The sequence below is a fragment of the Pantoea sp. SGAir0215 genome (assembly GCF_043543215.1).
Genome location: NZ_CP028031.1, coordinates 3,777,906 through 3,796,090, shown reverse-complemented (window position 1 = coordinate 3,796,090; position 18,185 = coordinate 3,777,906). Strand labels below are relative to the sequence as shown.

The 18,185-nt window shown below is 56.0% G+C and carries 16 protein-coding genes; 10 read left to right on the top strand and 6 right to left on the bottom strand.

Features of this window, described 5'->3' with window-relative positions; genetic code table 11:
• Nucleotides 1-190 precede the first annotated feature (190 nt).
• From C1N64_RS17715 to C1N64_RS17705, 3 genes are all read left to right on the top strand, one after another.
• Entirely contained in the window at nucleotides 191-1,591 is a 1,401-nt protein-coding gene (locus C1N64_RS17715) for an MFS transporter (RefSeq protein ID WP_367143782.1), read from the top strand.
• Between the two features lie 10 nt (nucleotides 1,592-1,601).
• On the top strand, nucleotides 1,602-3,557 hold the full coding sequence (locus C1N64_RS17710) for a glycoside hydrolase family 127 protein (RefSeq protein ID WP_394515516.1): 1,956 nt from the start codon (nucleotides 1,602-1,604) through the stop codon (nucleotides 3,555-3,557).
• A 197-nt stretch (nucleotides 3,558-3,754) separates the two neighbouring features.
• Entirely contained in the window at nucleotides 3,755-4,825 is a 1,071-nt protein-coding gene (locus C1N64_RS17705) for an AI-2E family transporter (RefSeq protein ID WP_006120437.1), read from the top strand.
• Nucleotides 4,826-4,862: 37 nt separating this feature from the next.
• Here the strand turns inward: C1N64_RS17705 and bcp are convergent, their stop codons facing one another.
• Both bcp and C1N64_RS17695 read right to left on the bottom strand, forming a co-directional pair.
• On the bottom strand, nucleotides 4,863-5,330 hold the full coding sequence (gene bcp, locus C1N64_RS17700) for a thioredoxin-dependent thiol peroxidase (protein WP_006120436.1): 468 nt from the start codon (nucleotides 5,328-5,330) through the stop codon (nucleotides 4,863-4,865).
• Nucleotides 5,331-5,474: 144 nt separating this feature from the next.
• Nucleotides 5,475-6,089, bottom strand: coding sequence for a glycine cleavage system transcriptional repressor (locus C1N64_RS17695; RefSeq protein ID WP_375093515.1), 615 nt, complete (start codon nucleotides 6,087-6,089; stop codon nucleotides 5,475-5,477).
• Nucleotides 6,090-6,199: 110 nt separating this feature from the next.
• On the opposite strand from C1N64_RS17695, the gene dapA reads away from it, so the two are divergent.
• The 6 genes from dapA to ypfH all read left to right on the top strand — a co-directional run bounded on the left by dapA (nucleotide 6,200) and on the right by ypfH (nucleotide 12,698).
• A complete protein-coding gene (dapA, locus tag C1N64_RS17690) occupies nucleotides 6,200-7,078 on the top strand; it encodes a 4-hydroxy-tetrahydrodipicolinate synthase (protein WP_033740842.1) in 879 nt (292 codons plus the stop codon).
• Nucleotides 7,079-7,092: 14 nt separating this feature from the next.
• Nucleotides 7,093-8,124 carry an outer membrane protein assembly factor BamC gene (gene bamC / locus C1N64_RS17685; protein WP_033740841.1) on the top strand — a complete coding sequence of 344 codons (1,032 nt, stop codon included), beginning with the start codon at nucleotides 7,093-7,095 and terminating at the stop codon, nucleotides 8,122-8,124.
• A 143-nt stretch (nucleotides 8,125-8,267) separates the two neighbouring features.
• Nucleotides 8,268-8,981 (top strand): phosphoribosylaminoimidazolesuccinocarboxamide synthase, encoded by a 714-nt coding sequence (purC, locus tag C1N64_RS17680; RefSeq protein WP_394515044.1) that lies wholly within the window; start codon nucleotides 8,268-8,270, stop codon nucleotides 8,979-8,981.
• A 129-nt stretch (nucleotides 8,982-9,110) separates the two neighbouring features.
• Nucleotides 9,111-9,980 carry a KPN_02809 family neutral zinc metallopeptidase gene (locus C1N64_RS17675; RefSeq protein ID WP_039339910.1) on the top strand — a complete coding sequence of 290 codons (870 nt, stop codon included), beginning with the start codon at nucleotides 9,111-9,113 and terminating at the stop codon, nucleotides 9,978-9,980.
• Complete coding sequence (locus C1N64_RS17670; protein ID WP_054633357.1) at nucleotides 9,977-11,944, top strand: tRNA(Met) cytidine acetyltransferase TmcA; 1,968 nt, start codon at nucleotides 9,977-9,979, stop codon at nucleotides 11,942-11,944. Before C1N64_RS17675 ends, C1N64_RS17670 begins: the two co-directional genes overlap by 4 nt.
• Before the next feature lie 73 nt (nucleotides 11,945-12,017).
• A complete protein-coding gene (gene ypfH, locus C1N64_RS17665) occupies nucleotides 12,018-12,698 on the top strand; it encodes an esterase (RefSeq protein ID WP_006120422.1) in 681 nt (226 codons plus the stop codon).
• Nucleotides 12,699-12,735: 37 nt separating this feature from the next.
• Here ypfH and C1N64_RS17660 read toward each other — a convergent pair whose 3' ends face one another.
• The 3 genes from C1N64_RS17660 to C1N64_RS17650 are packed head-to-tail and all read right to left on the bottom strand — an operon-like array spanning nucleotide 12,736 to nucleotide 14,444.
• Entirely contained in the window at nucleotides 12,736-12,924 is a 189-nt protein-coding gene (locus C1N64_RS17660) for a YpfN family protein (protein WP_006120420.1), read from the bottom strand.
• 22 nt (nucleotides 12,925-12,946) lie between these two features.
• Complete coding sequence (gene dapE, locus C1N64_RS17655; RefSeq protein WP_006120418.1) at nucleotides 12,947-14,074, bottom strand: succinyl-diaminopimelate desuccinylase; 1,128 nt, start codon at nucleotides 14,072-14,074, stop codon at nucleotides 12,947-12,949.
• A gap of 1 nt (nucleotide 14,075) precedes the next feature.
• Nucleotides 14,076-14,444 (bottom strand): ArsC family reductase, encoded by a 369-nt coding sequence (locus tag C1N64_RS17650; RefSeq protein WP_006120416.1) that lies wholly within the window; start codon nucleotides 14,442-14,444, stop codon nucleotides 14,076-14,078.
• A gap of 386 nt (nucleotides 14,445-14,830) precedes the next feature.
• Between C1N64_RS17650 and ypfM the strand changes: the two genes are divergently transcribed.
• Entirely contained in the window at nucleotides 14,831-14,893 is a 63-nt protein-coding gene (gene ypfM, locus C1N64_RS17645) for a protein YpfM (RefSeq protein WP_139015967.1), read from the top strand.
• 126 nt (nucleotides 14,894-15,019) lie between these two features.
• On the opposite strand, the gene acrD is transcribed toward ypfM, so the two are convergent.
• Nucleotides 15,020-18,136 (bottom strand): multidrug efflux RND transporter permease AcrD, encoded by a 3,117-nt coding sequence (acrD, locus tag C1N64_RS17640; protein WP_394515043.1) that lies wholly within the window; start codon nucleotides 18,134-18,136, stop codon nucleotides 15,020-15,022.
• Between the last annotated feature and the right edge of the window lie 49 nt (nucleotides 18,137-18,185).

The window sequence follows — 18,185 nt, the reverse complement described above, 5'->3', positions numbered from 1 at the left end:
CTAAAAATAGCCGCCGTGTCTGATCAAGCTCACAGTTTAACGCTCAGGTCGGAATCCTCCCTTTTTTATACTTTTTCGTTCTCTTGTGGGTTAGCCGATTCCTGACAGAATACATCGGGTAAGGCGCCAAAACACCGATAAGCCCGTTATAAAGCGGGCAACCCTCTCTGTCCTGCATGAGGAAGACTTTATGACGTCTACGACACTTGAACAGAACACACTGGCGCAGTCGAACACACAGCAGATACTGTCCCTGCGTGAAAAAATCGGCTACGGACTGGGTGACGCCGGTGGCACCGTCATTACCTGCCTGATAACGAATTTTCTAACCTTTTTCTATACCGATGTGTTTGGCTTAACGCCAGCGCTGGTCGGTACGCTGTTTATGGTGCTGCGCATTTTTGATGCGATATCGGATCCGGTGATGGGCGTGATAGCGGACCGCACGCACAGCCGGTGGGGCCGCTTTCGTCCCTGGCAACTGTGGATAGCCCTGCCTGTCGGAATTATTGGCACGCTGACTTTCACCGCGCCTGCGCTTAGCATGGACATGAAAATGGTCTGGGCCTTTGCAACCTACCTGCTGCTCTCACTCAGCTATACCGCCATCAATGTGCCCTATTGCGCGCTGATTAACACCATGACGACGCGCCACTCGGAAGTGTTGTCCTGTCAGTCCTGGCGCTTTGTATTGTGTGGTGTGGCTGGCTTTCTGGTCTCAGTAGGGCTGCCGTGGCTGGTCGCTGAACTGGGAAAAGGAAACGCGGTGCTCGGCTATCGCGCAGGGGTCGGGATCCTGTGCGGACTGGCGGTGGTGATGTTTCTGTGCTGTTTCTTTTGGGTGCGGGAGCGCGTACCGCTGGATACGTTGGGCAAGTTCACCCTGCGGGAACATCTGGCCGGGTTACGCAAAAACGATCAGTTGTTACTGATGCTGCTGATGTCTTTTTTGCTGATTAACGTCTTCAACATCCGCGGCGGCGGCTACATGTACTTCATTACCTATGTCCTTCAGGGAAGCACGGCCTATACCTCCCTGTTTTTTACCATGGTGACCTTAGCCTCCATTTTGGGCTCGTTCATCGTGAATCCGCTTTCCAGACGCATTGATACCGTCCGGCTTTACTTCTGGACCAATATCGTGCTGGCGGCGGTGGCGCTGTGCATGTGGTTTCTGCCGGTTGGGCCGGCGTGGCAGAGTCTCTGGCTGGTGGTCATTCTGAGTAATGGTGTCATTCTTGGGTTTACCCTGCCGCTGCACTTCGCCCTGATGGCCTTTGCCGATGACTATGGCGAGTGGAAAAACGGCGTCCGTTCATCGGGGATGAATTTCGCCTTTAACCTGTTCTTTATCAAGCTGGCATGGGCATCCAGTGCCGTCATCATCAGCCTGCTGTTTATTGCGGTGGCCTATAAACCGGGCACAGGCAATCAAACCCCGGCTTCGCTGCATGCGATTACCGCCATGGAAACGCTGTTACCGGCCCTCTTTCACCTGCTGCTGGCCTTTGCCGTCCGTGCCTGCAAGCTGACTAACCCGATGATGACGCAGATTTCGCATGACCTGCGTATTCGCCATGTCCAGTCTTAAGGAGAGCATGATGTCTGTAAATGAAGTCGATCTGCATAAGCTCCAGATTCACGATCCGTTTCTTGGTCAGTATCAGCATCTGGTGCGGGACGTGGTGATCCCTTATCAATGGGCCGCGCTTAACGATCGTATTGACGACGCCGAACCGAGCCATGCCATAGCTAATTTCCGCATTGCGGCGGGCCAGCAGACGGGCGAATTCTATGGGATGGTGTTCCAGGACAGCGACGTGGCAAAGTGGCTGGAAGCCGTGGCCTGGTCACTGTGCCAGAAGCCGGATGCTGAGCTGGAGAAGACCGCCGATGAGGTCATAGAGCTGGTCGCGGCGGCGCAATGTGAGGATGGCTATCTCAACACCTACTTTACGGTAAAAGCCCCGCAGGATCGCTGGACGAATCTGGCCGAGTGTCATGAGCTCTACTGCGCCGGACATATGATTGAGGCGGGCGTAGCGTTTTTTCAGGCCACCGGCAAACGACGACTGCTGGCGGTGGTGTGCAAACTCGCCGATCACATCGACAGCGTGTTTGGCCCCGGCGAGCAGCAACTGCACGGTTATCCTGGTCACCCGGAGATCGAACTGGCGCTGATGCGGCTGTATGACGTGACCCAGGAGCCGCGCTACATGGCGCTGGCCGACTATTTTATCACGCAGCGGGGAACGCAGCCGCACTTCTATGATGATGAGTACCAGAAGCGTGGTCAGACGTCGTACTGGCACACCTATGGGCCCGCGTGGATGATCAAGGACAAGGCTTACAGCCAGGCGCACCAACCTCTTGCGAAACAGCAGCACGCGGTGGGGCACGCCGTGCGCTTTGTCTATCTGATGACCGGTGTCGCGCACCTCGCACGGCTGAGCCAGGATGAATCGAAACGACAGGACTGTCTGCGTCTGTGGCACAACATGGCGCAGCGACAGCTCTATATTACCGGCGGCATCGGTTCGCAGAGCAGCGGTGAAGCGTTCAGTAGCGATTACGACTTACCGAACGATACGGTTTATGCCGAAAGCTGTGCCTCGATTGGGCTGATGATGTTTGCCCGTCGCATGCTGGAAATGGAGGCGGACAGCCAGTACGCCGATGTCATGGAGCGCGCCCTGTATAACACAGTACTGGGTGGTATGGCGCTGGACGGAAAACATTTCTTTTACGTCAATCCGCTGGAAGTCCATCCGAAAAGCCTGCCTTTTAATCATATTTACGATCATGTGAAACCGGTTCGTCAGCGCTGGTTCGGCTGCGCCTGCTGCCCACCCAATATCGCCCGTTTGCTGACCTCTCTCGGCCACTATATTTATACGCCGCGCGAGGATGCGCTGTTTATCAATCTCTATATTGGTAACCGGGTCGAGATCCCGGTTGGCAATCAAACGTTGGGCCTGCGGATCAGCGGTAATCTTCCCTGGCAGGAAACCGTCACAATCACCATCGATTCCACCCAGCCTGTGAACCATACGCTGGCCATGCGCCTGCCCGACTGGTGTGCGTCGCCGCAGATTACCTGTAACGGGACGGAAGTGAATGAGGCGGCGCGCAAAGGTTACCTGTATCTGACCCGTCACTGGCAGGAAGGCGATACGGTAACGTTAACCCTGCCCATGCCGGTGCGCCGGGTTTACGGCAATCCGCTGGTGCGCCATGTGGCGGGCAAAGTGGCCGTTCAGCGCGGGCCCTTGATCTATTGCCTGGAACAGGCGGATAACGGCGAGCAGTTACATAATCTGTGGCTGCCTGCGTCGGCGACATTCCGTACCTTTGAAGGGAAGGGGGTTTTTGCGCACAAGGTGCTGATTCAGGCGGAAGGGATCAGAAAAGCGGCGCGTGAACCTGAGCAACAGCTGCTATGGCATTACGATCAGGCACCTGCGCTGGCGCAACCCCAGACCTTAACCTTTATTCCCTGGTTCTGTTGGGCCAATCGCGGAGAAGGGGAGATGCGTATCTGGGTGAATGAGGCCTAACGGCGTCATCTCTGCCAGCAGCCGGGCCCGGTGTCCGGTCTGAATTGCCGCAGGCGCGATCTGATTCGTAGCGTCTGCGGTGTTCAACGATCTGCCGCCAGCAGCGAGGATTTTTCGTCAGCGCGGTTTTCGCGCCTTTTCAGCCCCCAAATATCCGGTACAATCGTGGCCCCTTATGACGTCATGGACCCAACGGCATGCTGGCTTTATTGATTCAATGGTACAAACGCCGTTTTAGCGACCCACAGGCGATTGGCCTGCTGGTGATTCTGCTGGCGGGATTTTGCATTCTGTTCTTCCTGAGTGGCCTGCTGGCACCATTGCTGGTGGCCGTGGTGCTTGCTTATCTGCTTGAGTGGCCAACCGTGCGCCTGCAACGTATTGGCTGCACGCGCAGCTGGGCCACCAGCATTGTGTTGGTGCTGTTTGCCGGCATCCTGCTGGTGTTAGTGCTGATCGTCGCGCCTGTGGCGTGGCAGCAGGGCATTAACCTGACGCGGGATCTGCCTAACATGCTTAACAAGCTCTATCTCTACGCGGCCGGTTTGCCCCGACGTTTCCCGGCGCTGGTCGATGCCGGCATTATTGATGTGATTGTCGAGAACCTGCGTGGTCGTCTGAGCGGCGTGGGTGACTCACTGGTGAAATACTCACTGGCCTCGCTGGTCGGGTTGATGACGCTGATGATTTATCTGGTGCTGGTGCCCCTGATGGTGTTCTTTCTGCTGAAAGACAAAGACCAGATGCTGAACGCCGTGCGGCGTGTTCTGCCGCGAAACCGTGGTCTGGCCGCCGAGGTGTGGCAGGAAATGAATCAGCAAATCACCAACTATATTCGTGGCAAGGTGCTGGAGATGATCGTCGTCGGCATCGCCAGCTGGCTGGCGTTTCTGTATCTCGGTCTCAATTACTCTCTTCTGCTGGCGGTGCTGGTGGGCATATCGGTCCTGATTCCCTATATTGGCGCCATGCTGGTAACGATACCGGTCATTGGCGTCGCCCTGTTTCAGTGGGGGCTGGGCACGGAATTCTGGACATTGCTGACCGTCTACCTGGTCATCCAGGCGCTGGACGGCAATGTGTTAGTTCCGGTGTTGTTCTCCGAAGCGGTTAATTTGCATCCGCTGGTGATTATATTATCCGTGGTGATCTTTGGTGGGTTATGGGGCTTCTGGGGCGTATTTTTTGCGATTCCGCTCGCCACGCTGGTGAAGGCGGTGGTGCACGCCTGGCCGGATGCCACGCTTGACGAAACGCTGAGTCGGTAAACAATCAGGGCGCGGTTTTCACCGCGCCCTGAGAGGCTCATGCAGACTTAAGATAGTCCATCACGATGTCGTGGTGATTGGACGTTTTGAAATCGTCGAACACTTTTTCAATCTTGCCGTTGGCATCGACCAGGAAACTGATGCGGTGGATGCCGTCGTAGGTTTTACCCATAAAGGTTTTTTCACCCCAGACGCCAAACTGCTGGCATACCTGGTGATCTTCGTCCGACAGCAGCGTGAAGTTAAGCAGCTCTTTTTCTGCAAAACGTGACAGCTTTTCCGGTTTATCCGTACTGATTCCCAGGACTTCAACGCCCGCCTTTTTTAGTTCATCCATGTTGTCACGCAGACCACATGCCTGAACAGTACAGCCTGGCGTCATGGCTTTAGGGTAAAAGTAGACCAGAACGCGCTGACCCTGGAAGTCGGCTAAATTCACTTGTTCGCCATCCTGATCGGGCAAGCTAAATTTCGGTGCGGTATCACCGGCTTTCAGTGGATTCATCACATCTCTCCATTTTTTCGGTTCATGCTGTGGTTAATACACCATGAGGCGAGAAACAGCCAAATGGAAAATTATCAATTTCAGACGGTTTCCTCACCTGACCGTACTTTTAACGTAGCAGAACAGTCTGCGAGGCGCTCGTCTTTACCTGCCGGGTACAACCAGTTCGTGGGTGTCCGCATCGCTGAGACTGTAAAGCCGTAACGAACCCTCTGCATTCAGTTCCTGACATAACGCATTAAACGCCAGTTCAAATGCCGGGCCGTCGCTGCGCGTCGGGCTGTGTGCCGTCATCTGAATATAGAGTGTGGCGGGTTTGCCGTGTTGAGCAGGCTGAATACGTGAAACCAGTTCCGCAATGTTCATCTGGTGCTTATCGGTGAGATCCGTAAAGCGCTCAATGATATGCGGTGAGTCAGCTACCTCGACCTGGATAAAGGCCGTGTCGGGCATCGGAGGGCGTGCGGTAGCGTGCGTACGCTTCATCACGATCAGCAGTTCCAGCTCTGCGCCTTTGAGCGGGAGCGTGGACTCAATCAGCGTGATCGCGTTCCAGCTGCCGGACAGCAGCATAATGAACGTGAATTCATCCCCAAGCATGGCAAGGCGACTGTCTTCGATGTTGCAACCGCAACTGCTGACGTGGCGAGTAATCGTATTAACGATACCCGGACGGTCAACACCCAGAGCGGTGATCACCAAGTGATGGGGTTGAGATTGCGACAAAATAGGATTCCCTGTGCATTTGCTAATAACCATAAGGTAAACATAAAAAAAACTGCTGACAAGCGCGGGAATAGCGGAGCTTGCTTGCTTTTCCCTAAGTGTAAACCGTACCATGAAGCACTTGTTTGTCGAGGGGATCGCCAATGTTTACGGGAAGTATTGTTGCACTCGTTACGCCGATGGATGACAAAGGTAATGTCTGCCGTGCGAGTTTGAAAAAACTGATTGATTACCATGTCGCCAGCGGTACTGCGGCGATCGTTTCCGTCGGCACCACCGGCGAATCAGCTACCCTGAGCCATGAAGAACATGGTGATGTGGTGCTGCAAACCCTGGATCTGGCGGATGGGCGTATTCCCGTGATTGCCGGCACCGGCGCCAATGCGACAGCGGAAGGCATCTCGCTGACCAAACGATTTGAAAATTCAGGCGTTGTTGGCTGCCTGACGGTCACACCTTACTATAATCGTCCTACCCAGGAAGGCTTATACCAGCACTTTAAAGCGATTGCCGAGAGCACCAGCCTGCCGCAGATGCTGTATAACGTCCCTTCCCGTACCGGTTGTGATATGTTGCCGGAAACCGTTGCCCGCCTCGCTGAAATCAAAAATATTATCGGAATCAAAGAGGCAACCGGGAACTTATCGCGTGTCAGCCAGATCCAAGAGCTGGTTGATGATGCGTTCATCCTGGTGAGTGGCGACGACGCCAGCGCACTGGACTTTATGCAACTGGGCGGTAACGGCGTCATTTCGGTGACGGCAAACGTAGCAGCACGCGAAATGGCCGAACTGTGCAAACTGGCACAGCAGGGCAATTTCGTTGAAGCTCGCCGTCTGAATCAGCGTCTGATGCACCTGCATCAGACGCTTTTCTGTGAACCTAATCCAATCCCGGTTAAATGGGCGGCAAAACAGCTAGGATTAATCGCTAATGACACGCTGCGTCTGCCAATGACGCCACTGACGGCGGTTGCACAGCCAAAAGTGGAGCAGGCGCTGGTGAAAGCGGGTTTGCGATAATTTAGGGAGTGTGAATGAATTACTCAGTAAAGCGGTCAACGATTGCAACGGTGGTGGGGCTTTCCACCCTGATGCTGTTGTCGGCCTGTTCGAACGATCAGCGTTATAAGCGCCAGGTCAGCGGTGATGAATCTTACCTGCAGGCCAGCGGGCTGCGTGAGTTAAAAGCGCCGCCGGGCATGATTCTGCCTGTTCAGAACGGCGAATACGATATCCCACCGTCAACCAGTCAGGCACCGGTTGGCAAGCAGCTGGATATCCGTCCACCGGCGCAGCCGCTGGCCTTGATGAACGGCTCACGCGCGCAGTTCAGCAATAACACCGGCGCACTGATTTTCGACAACAACCGTGGATCAATTTGGTCGCAGGTTGTGGGCGTTGTGCAGGCGAAAAACTTCCCGATTGCGTCGCGCAATGACGCCGGACAGCAGCTGACCACCGACTGGGTGCAGTGGAACCGCGCAGATGAAGACAAGCAATATCGCGGGCGTTACCAGATCAGTGTGAAATCACAGAGCTATCAGCAGGTGCTGACCGTGCGTCTGCTGGAACTGCAGCAGGAAGGCACTAACATCACCTCGCCAGAGCAGATCCAACGCTATACCGCGCAGATGCTGAATGAGATTGCGGCGGGCATGGACAAGGTTGCCACGGCGAATGAAAACGCCGCAGCGGGCCGCGTGAACGGTGCGATTGATGTGCAGAGTGCAGCGGATGATACCGGCCTGCCTATGCTGGTATTACGTACGCCGTTCAACGTCGCCTGGCAGCGCCTGCCTGCGGCAATGAAACGCGTCGGCATGGACGTCACGGACACGACCCGTTCAACCGGCAGCATGAAAGTGACCTACAAAGCGCCGGGCAGCAGCACCTGGGACAGCCTTGGCGCCAAAGATCCTGAACTGCCAAACGGCGATTACAAGGTTCAGGTTGGCGATCTCGATAACCGAACCAGTCTGCAATTCATTGATCCTAAAGGCCATGTGCTGACGCAGGCGCAAAATGATGCGCTGGTGTCGGTGTTCCAGGCCGCAATGAACAAATAAAATTACCCCAGGCCGGAGATTCTCCGGCCTTTTTATTTTGTTTTTTGGCATAATAGCGCACGTCGAGGTAATCGATTGCGTCACGGCAATCGACCTGAATATGTTGCCTCAGAACCGGATCTTTCATGTTTGGAGTTAATAAGATGCAAAAGCGAGCTGAGTTGTATCGCGGTAAAGCGAAAACCGTATACAGCACCGATAACCCGGATCTGCTGATACTTGAGTTCCGCAACGATACATCAGCAGGCGATGGTGCCCGCATCGAGCAGTTTGATCGCAAAGGCATGGTCAATAATAAGTTCAACCATTTCATCATGACGAAGCTGCAGGAAGCGGGCATTCCGACGCAGATGGAAGCCCTGCTGTCGGATAACGAAGCGCTGGTGAAAAAGCTTGAGATGGTACCGGTAGAATGCGTCGTTCGTAACCGCGCAGCGGGTTCGCTGGTTAAGCGCCTGGGCGTTGAAGAGGGCATGGTACTGAATCCTCCGCTGTTCGACCTGTTCCTGAAGGATGACGAGAAGCATGACCCGATGGTCAACGAATCCTACTGCGAAACCTTTGGCTGGGTCAGTAAAGAAAACCTGGCGCGGATGCGAGAGCTGACGTACAAGGCGAACGACGTACTGAGTAAACTGTTTGATGATGCCGGGCTGATCCTGGTGGACTTCAAGCTGGAGTTTGGCCTGTTTAAAGGCGAGGTCGTGCTGGGTGATGAATTCTCCCCGGACGGTGCGCGCCTGTGGGACAAAGAAACGCTGGATAAAATGGACAAAGACCGTTTCCGTCAGAGCCTGGGTGGCCTGATTGAAGCTTACGAAGTGGTGGCCCGTCGCCTGGGCGTGAAGCTGGACTGAGTCTGCCCTTCGTCTGCCGGCAAAAGGAGAGCGCGGGCTCTCCTTTTTCATTTTGGTGGAAAGCTGGTGATTGCGGCCTCACACAACTAAAATCATGCCATCTGCATAACAGGCCACAGGGAGCAAAACATGCGCTGGCAAGGACGTCGCGAAAGCGACAATGTTGAAGACCGCCGTAATCAGTCATCAGGCATGGGAGGAGGACGCATTCCTCTGCCACGCGGTAAAGCGGGCATTATCATGCTGATTCTGGTCGCCGTCGCGGGTTATTACGGTTATGACCTGACGCCGTTGCTGACGGGCGGCGAGGCGACGCCGGGCAACCAACAGCAGCAGCAACAGCGCAGCGCCGATCCCCATCAGGATGAAGCGGCCAAATTTACCTCGGTCATTCTGGCGACGACCGAAGATACCTGGGACAAGCTGTTCAGACAAATGCATAAGCAGTACACGCCACCCAAACTGGTAATGTATCGCGGTGCCACGCGCACCGGCTGCGGAACCGGGCAGTCGGTTATGGGACCGTTTTATTGCCCGGCAGACCAGACCGTCTACATCGATCTTTCGTTCTATGACGAAATGAAACACAAACTGGGCGCAGGCGGTGATTTTGCGCAGGGTTATGTGATTGCACACGAAGTCGGCCACCATGTGCAGAAGCTGCTGGGCATTGAGCCCCGTGTACGCCAGATGCAGCAGGGCGCCAGTCAAAGCCAGATCAATCAGCTGTCCGTTAAAATGGAACTTCAGGCCGACTGCTTTGCCGGCGTCTGGGGCCACTATATGGAACAGGAGAAGATCCTTGAGGTGGGCGATTTGCAGGAAGCCCTGAATGCCGCCGAAGCTATTGGCGACGATCGCCTGCAGCAGAAAAGTCAGGGGCGCGTGGTGCCCGACAGCTTTACCCATGGTACATCGCAACAGCGCTATACCTGGTTTAAGCGTGGCTTTGACACTGGCAATCCTGGCCAGTGCGATACCTTCGCCGGTAAAGGATGACGCTGGCGGCCGCCAGCCGCGCGATGGCGTCGGCGGGCATACGGCGCGTAGCCGTTATCAGTGGTGATGCTGACTACAGCCTGACGATGGCTGCGCGCTGGTTCGACGCACTGGCGGGCGACTGGCTGTGTCTGAGTGACGTCCCTCTCGGCCCCGGCCCGCATTGTGTGCCAGCGGCGTTCCGTACCTTACTGGGGCGTGAGTTTCATCATGCCGTTTTCGATGCCCGATCGGGCTTTCATGCCGAGGCATTCGCCGCGCTGGCGGGCACGCTGACGGCTGGCAGCTGGCTGCTGCTGTTAGTGCCGCCGTGGCGACAGTGGCCACAGCAACCCGACGCGGACAGCCTGCGTTGGGCCGACGTCAGCGAACCCATTGCCACACCTCACTTTATCCGCCATCTGCAACGCCTGATCGAACAGGATGCGCAGGGACTCTTACTGCGGCAGCCGTCGCCACTTAACGTGCCCGACTGGCCAGCCTTACCGGAATGGCACAGCCAGGCAACCGTCCAGCAGCAGACAATCTTATGTCAGCTGAACGGCCTTTCTGCAGGCGTGGCGGTCCTGACCGCTGCACGCGGCAGAGGCAAATCGGCTCTGGCCGGGATGCTCGCCCGCCAGAACACACGTTGCCTTATTACCGCCCCGGCAAAAGTGGCTACGGGCGTCCTGTCTGCCTTCGCGGGTGAGCACTACCGCTTTATGGCGCCCGATGCCATTCTGGCTCTGGAAACCGTGCCAGACGTTGACTGGCTTATTGTCGATGAGGCGGCGGCGATTCCCGCACCGCTGCTGCATGCGCTGGTAGCGCGTTTTCGTCGCGTGTTGCTGGTAACGACCATTCAGGGTTATGAAGGCAGCGGACGTGGTTTTATGCTGAAGTTTTGTGCGGCGCTGGAGCAGGTACGCCATTTTACGCTGGATGAACCGCTGCGCTGGGCGCGCAACGATCCGCTGGAAAACTGGCTGAATCAGGCGCTACTGTTTGAAGAAACGCCCGATATGCCCCCTGCGAGAGTGGGCGGTCCGCGTCGGGCGGAACGCACGGATATGCCTGCCTTACGGGCGGCTTATCAGCTGCTTACCAGCGCTCATTATCGCACCTCGCCGCTGGATTTACGCCGCCTGCTGGATGCGCCAGGTATGCACCTGTGGCTGGCGGGCACTGTCCCGGTATTGCAGGGCGCGCTCTGGCTGGTGGAAGAGGGCGGACTGAGCGAGGCGTTAGCTCAGGCAGTATGGGCGGGCCACAGACGGCCGCGCGGCAATCTGGTGGCGCAGTCACTGGCGGCCCATGCCGGTTTCACCGACGCCGCCACGCTGCGGGCTTTACGTATCAGCCGGATTGCCGTGGCACCCCGCGGACGCCGTCAGGGAACCGGCAGGCAACTGGTCACGGCGGCCTGCGCGGCGGCGACCGGATACGACTATATCTCGGTGAGTTTCGGCTACACTGAAGCGTTGTGGGCGTTTTGGCGCGCCTGTGGCTTTACGTTAGCGCGCATTGGCAGCCAGCGCGAAGCCAGCAGTGGTTGCTATGCCGCGATGGCGCTGCTGGGACTGACGTCGTCCGGCAGGCAGTTGCAGCAGAAAGCGGCGCAGCAGCTGGCGCGGGACTGGTCATTTCTCAGCGCACATATACCACTGGCATTGCCCCTGTCCGCAGCCGATGACTGCGCGTTTACCCCGTTTGATGCCCGGCTCGCAGCCGGGTTCGCCTGGGCACAACGCCCGTTTGAAGCAAGTCTGGCGGTGCTCCAGCGCCTGGTCATTGTCAGCCAGGCTCCGTTATGCCTTCTCAGGCAGGCCGTCAGGGCCGACACCAATCTGTCCCGGCTGGCGCAGACCGCGCAGCTAAACGGACGCAAGGCGTTGATCACCGCACTGCGCGCGGAAGCCGCAGAAGCACTTCTGGCGTTGCAAAGCATTGATGGCGAAGGGTTTCGTCAGCAATTGCAATAAATCCACCAACTCGTTCAAATATTCCCAATATGATCCTGCGCCAGGGCGCGTAAAGTAGTAGCAGGAGGTCGATATGACACTGAGATATGTAATTGTTCAGCAACCCCCAAAAGTTGCCCAGCTGTTTTTGCTTTACCATGCCGTGGGTGATAACCCTGACGCCATGGGGGAAATTGGCAGCTGGTTTGCGAAAACCTTCCCTGCGGCGCTGGTCGTGTCGGTGGGATCGCCAGGGCCTGGCGGTCAATGGTTTAGTGAGGCCGGACTTCATGATAAAAGCGAGCAGCAGTGCGTTAACGCCAGTATGCCGCAGTTTGTTGAGTCCGTTCGTCACTGGCAGCAGCAGAGCGGCATAAGTCCGGAAGCCACGGCGCTGGTCGGGTTTTCACAGGGCGGAAGCATGGTGCTGGAGGGCATCAAAGCGCACAACGATCTGGCGGGACGCGCAGTGGTGTTCAGCGGACGTTTTATTACCCTGCCGGAGAGCGCCAGCACCCGCACGACGGTGCATCTGATTCATGGCGATTATGATGACCGCGTGCCACTGGCACATGCTCATCAGGCCGAACAGCGTTTAACCGCACTCGGCGGTGACGTCACGCTGAATGTTGTGGACGATCTGGCCCACGCCATCGACCACCGCAGCATGAATTTTGCCCTGCATCATCTGCAGTACACGGTGCCGAAACGCTACTTTGACGAGGCGTTGGGCGGGGCTAAACCCGGCGATGATGATGTGATTATGACAATGTAACCGGGCACGCCCTCGCGACCGCGAGGGCGCAAACGCGTTATTTCTTCTTCGGCCAGTCTTCGTCGTCATCCCATTTGTCGTTGAAATCACGATGAGGCGGGAGATCGGGCTTGTTATCCATAAACTTTTTGTGATCGATGCGTTTCAAATCCTTATACACATTCATCAGCACACCGACCATCAGCAGGACCACCAGGATCCACCAGTAATCTTTAATAAACTCCACAGGCCCGCTCCTTTCCTCGCTGTCAGGCGATCAATTGTTCCATGATGCGTTGATACATCCGGCTCAGCATCTGCAAATCGGATGCTTTCACGCACTCGTTGATTTTGTGAATCGTGGCATTCACAGGCCCCAGTTCGACCACCTGCGACCCCATGCGGGCAATAAAACGCCCATCAGAGGTGCCACCAGACGTCTGCAACTGCGGCTTGATTTCATTATAGTGCGTAACGGCGTTGACTACGGCATCCACCAGTTTACCGCGTGACGTCAGGAAGGGCTGACCGGAGAGCTTCCATTCAATGGTGTAGCGCAACTGATGGCGATCCAGCAGTTCTGCCACACGTTGCTGGATCAGGCTGTCGGTGAGTTCGGTACTGAAGCGGAAATTGAACTGCACGAACAGTTCACCGGGGATCACGTTATTGCTGCCGGTGCCTGCCTGGATATTGGCGATCTGCATACTGGTGGCCGGGAAGAACGCGTTGCCCTGATCCCATTCGGTCGCCACCAGTTCATTCAGCGCGGGCATCGCGCGGTGTACCGGATTATCGGCAAGCTGTGGGTAGGCCACATGGCCCTGTACCCCATGTACCGTCAGGTTAGCCGTAATCGAGCCACGGCGGCCGTTTTTCACGACGTCGCCCACGATTTCGCTGCTGGAGGGTTCGCCGACCAGGCAATAATCCAGACGTTCGTTACGCGCCATCAGCCGCTCGACCACTTTGACCGTGCCGTTGGTGCCGCTGGCTTCTTCGTCAGAAGTAATCAGAAACGCCAGTCGCCCTTTGTGGTGAGGATTGACTGCGACAAAACGTTCTGCGGCAACCACCATGGCGGCCAGCGAGCCTTTCATGTCGGCAGCACCACGACCAAACAACATGCCGTCGCGAATGGTCGGCTCAAATGGCGGATTGATCCAGCGGCTGGCGTCACCCGGTGGCACCACATCGGTATGACCAGCAAAGGCCAGGGTTTCCCCTTCACCGCGCGTAGCCCAGAAGTTCAGCGTGTCGTCGATGTTCATGGTTTCGATGTGGAAGCCGATTGCCTGCAGGCGGGCAATCAGCAGCGCCTGGCATCCGGCGTCATCGGGGCTGAGAGAGGGACGACGAATAAGCTGCTGCGTCAGCTCAATGACCGGACAAAACATATTATGACTTCTCCTGAAGAAGATTCTGGTAAAGGGTTTCACTGAAACCCAGCAGCAAGGTGCCATCGGCGGTGCGCAGCACAGGGCGCTTAATGATCGCGGGCTGCGCCAGCATCAACGCTTTGGCGCTGGCGGCATCCGTAATGCTGTCACGCTCGGATTCGGGCAGCTTGCGCCAGGTGGTACCGCGCGTATTCAGCAGGTCCTGATAACCGAGGGCATCAATAAACTGCTGGAGCTGTTCGTCGGTCAGGCCGTCAGCCCGGTAATCATGAAAGCGATAATCCACACCGGCCGCCTCTAAAAAACGCCGTGCTTTTTTGATTGTGTCGCAATTTTTAATGCCAAACATGACCCATTGCCCGCTCATCGCCTACTCCTGTCCCGTAAAAATGCGCTGAGCAGTTTACCATAGTGTGATCTTATGCAGCATCCGCCAGCGGCGCTCCGCATCGAATAAAATACGTAAACAGACAGCCCTGAGGTGTACGTAAACGGTTTCAGTTTGAGCGCTAATGATTTCCTGGTTTATCACTTCTCCTTTAAGAATTTCCTTAAATACCATTTTTAGGCTACGTCCTGGTTAAGCACCCCGCGAAACCTGTCAGGCTAAGGCTTTGCTGAAATGTGCGTCAGCCAGCAAATCAGAAAAGACTCAGCTTTTTTGCGTCTTTGCCGATAGTACTAACAGGTGTAAACGTATTCACCAGGCGAAAAAAAAGGCGTAATATTGCCACTACAATAAGAGAGGGTTCTATGATTGACACCGAAATGGGGAACTGGAAAGAATTTATCGAAGCGATGTTACGTAACAAGTAACACGTGACGAGAAAAGCAGGGCACTTTCCCCTCTGCTGTAGTTCTTACCACACACAGAAATAAAACGGCCGCTGTTTCCAGAGGCCGTTTTTTTTGCCTGTCTGGTTCGCCAGACAGGCGGGCAGGTTAGTCGGGATGTTTCTCTTTCAGCGGGAAACGACGACGCACCAGCACAAAGAACAGCGGTACAAACAGGATGGCTAACAGCGTGGCGGAAATCATTCCCCCCATCACGCCGGTGCCCACGGAGTGCTGACTGCCTGACCCTGCGCCGCTACTGATCGCCATTGGCAGGACGCCGAAGATAAAGGCCAGTGAAGTCATCAGGATCGGGCGCAGACGCTGGCGTGAAGCCGCAAGCGTGGATTCAATCAGCTCGCCGCCCTTGCTGTTAAGCTCGTTGGCGAACTCGACAATCAGGATGGCGTTCTTCGCCGAAAGCCCGACAACGGTCAGCAGGCCGACCTGGAAATAGACGTCGTTTTCCAGCCCGCGCGTCCAGGTGGCGATCAGGGCGCCGACCACACCGAGCGGCACAACCAGCATCACAGAGAACGGAATCGACCAGCTCTCATACAGGGCCGCCAGACAGAGGAACACGACCAGCAGCGAAACGGCGTACAGCGCCGGAGCCTGAGAGCCGGACAACCGCTCCTGATACGACGCACCCGTCCACTGGAAGCCCACACCGAGCGGCAGGGATTCAACCAGCTTCTCCATTTCGTTCATCGCGGTACCGCTACTCACGCCCTCTGCGGCTTCTCCCACCATCTCCAGTGAGGCGTAACCGTTATAGCGTTCCAGACGCGGCGAGCCCGTTTCCCAGCGGCTGGTGGCAAAGGCCGAGAAGGGCACCATGGTGCCACTGCTGTTACGCACGTACCATTTGTCGATATCATCGGGCAGCATGCGATAGGGCGCATCAGCCTGCACATACACTTTTTTTACCCGCCCCCGATCCAGAAAGTCGTTTACGTAGCTTGAGCCCCAGGCGGTGGCGAGCGTGTCGTTAATGGTATCCAGCGACACGCCCAGCGCCTGCGCTTTACGCTCATCAATATCAATTTGCAACTGTGGGCTGTCATCAAGGCCGTTATGACGGACACGGGACAGAAGCGTATCTTTGCTGGCTTTGTCCAGTAGCATGTCGCGCATGGCCATGAGCTTGTCATGCCCGATGCCGCCATGATCCTGTATCTCCAGGTCGAAGCCCGATGAACTACCCAACCCGGTAATGGCCGGCGGGCTGCTCGCAATGACCATGGCCTCATTGATGTGTTTAAAGGCTTTACCCGCGCGCTTAATGATGGCGAACGAGGTACGATCGGCACCCGGTCTGTCACCCCAGTCTTTCAAACGGATAAACAGACGCGCGACGTTTTGTCCATTCCCGCCGGGACCTGAACCGATCGTTGAGAAGACCGACAGCACGTTATCTTTCTCTTTCGTCAGGTAGTATTTTTCCACTTTGGCCACCACCGCCGAGGTCTGATCCATGCTGGAACCGGCGGGCAACTGGACCTGCGTCAAAATCATGCCGCGATCTTCCTGTGGCAAAAACGACGAAGGCAGGTGAAGAAACAGAAACGCCATGACGCCAATTATCCCCACATAAAGCAGCAGCCAGCGGCCGCCAGTGTGCAGAATGCGGGCAACGCCACGCTCATAGCGATCGGCATTGCGGTTGAAATGATAGTTAAACCAGCGGAAGAAGCCGCGCTCGCCGTGGTGTTCACCTTTGGCGATGGGTTTGAGCAGCGTGGCACACAGGGCTGGCGTCAGGATCATTGCGACCAGCACGGACAGGATCATGGCGGAGACAATCGTCACCGAAAACTGGCGGTAGATGGCGCCGACGGTGCCGCCAAAAAAGGCCATGGGAATAAAGACGGCGGACAGCACCAGCGCAATCCCCACCAGCGCGCCCTGAATTTGCCCCATTGATTTTCGGGTGGCTGCGCGCGGCGAGATCCCTTCCTCGCTCATGATACGTTCGACGTTTTCGACGACCACAATGGCATCGTCCACCAGCAGGCCTATCGCCAGCACCATGGCGAACATGGTCAGGGTGTTGATACTGTAGCCGAAGGCAAAGATCACACAGAAAGTGCCAAGCAGCACCACCGGCACGGCGATGGTAGGGATTAACGTGGCCCGGAAGTTCTGCATAAACAGATACATTACGCCAAATACCAGCAGAATGGCTTCCAGCAGGGTTTTGACCACATCGGTGATTGAGGCTTTGACAAAAGGCGTGGTTTCATAAGCGATCTTCGCTTCCAGCCCATGCGGAAAATAGTGTGATAACTCATCCAGACGTGCCCGCACCAGCTTATCCGTGTTCATCTCGTTGGCACCGGAGGCCAGTTTGATACCCAGTCCGGAGGCGGCCTGGCCATTGTAGCGGCTGAGGGAATCGTATTTTTCAGCGCCGAGTGCCACCGTTGCGACATCGCCCAGCGTGACGACGGAGCCATCGGGATTATTCTTCAGGGTAATCGCTTTAAACTGGTCGGGCGTTTGCAGCATCGACTGCGCGTTCACCGTGGCGTTCAGCGCCTGATTATTGACTGCCGGCAAACCGCCCACCTGGCCGACGGCCACCTGAGTGTTCTGGGATTTGATGGCATTCACCACATCATCGGTGGTCAGGGCATAGGCGGTCAGCTTGTAGGGATCGAGCCAGATGCGCATGGCATATTGGGTGCCGTAGGCATCCACCTCACCGACACCATCAATTCGGCTTATGGGATCCTGAATATTACTGGCGACATAATCAGCAATATCTTGTTTGTTCATGCTGCCGTCAGTGGAGACAAATGCCACCATCAAAATATTGCTGTCACCGGTTTTATTGACGGTCACACCTTGTGACTGCACCGGTTGAGGTAACTGACGCAGGGCTGCCTGTAACTGATTCTGGACTTGCTGACGGGCTTCGTCGGGATTCGTGCCGGCAGTAAAGGTGAGGGTGATTTGCGCCTGGCCGGTATTACTGCTGTTCGAGGACATATACATCAGATTATCGATACCGGTCATATTCTGTTCGATAACCTGGGTAACGGTATTTTCCAGCGTTTGCGCCGAGGCACCAGGATAGGTCGCGGTTATACGCACGTTGGGCGGCGCTAAGTCGGGATATTGCTCAACGGGAAGCGAAATAATGGCGAGCGTGCCGCAAAGACACAATAAAATTGCCAAAACCCAGGCAAAAATAGGGCGGTCGATAAAGAAATTCGACATGGAATCGGCACTCCTCACTGCTTTTATTATTAATATGACCGATGCAGCG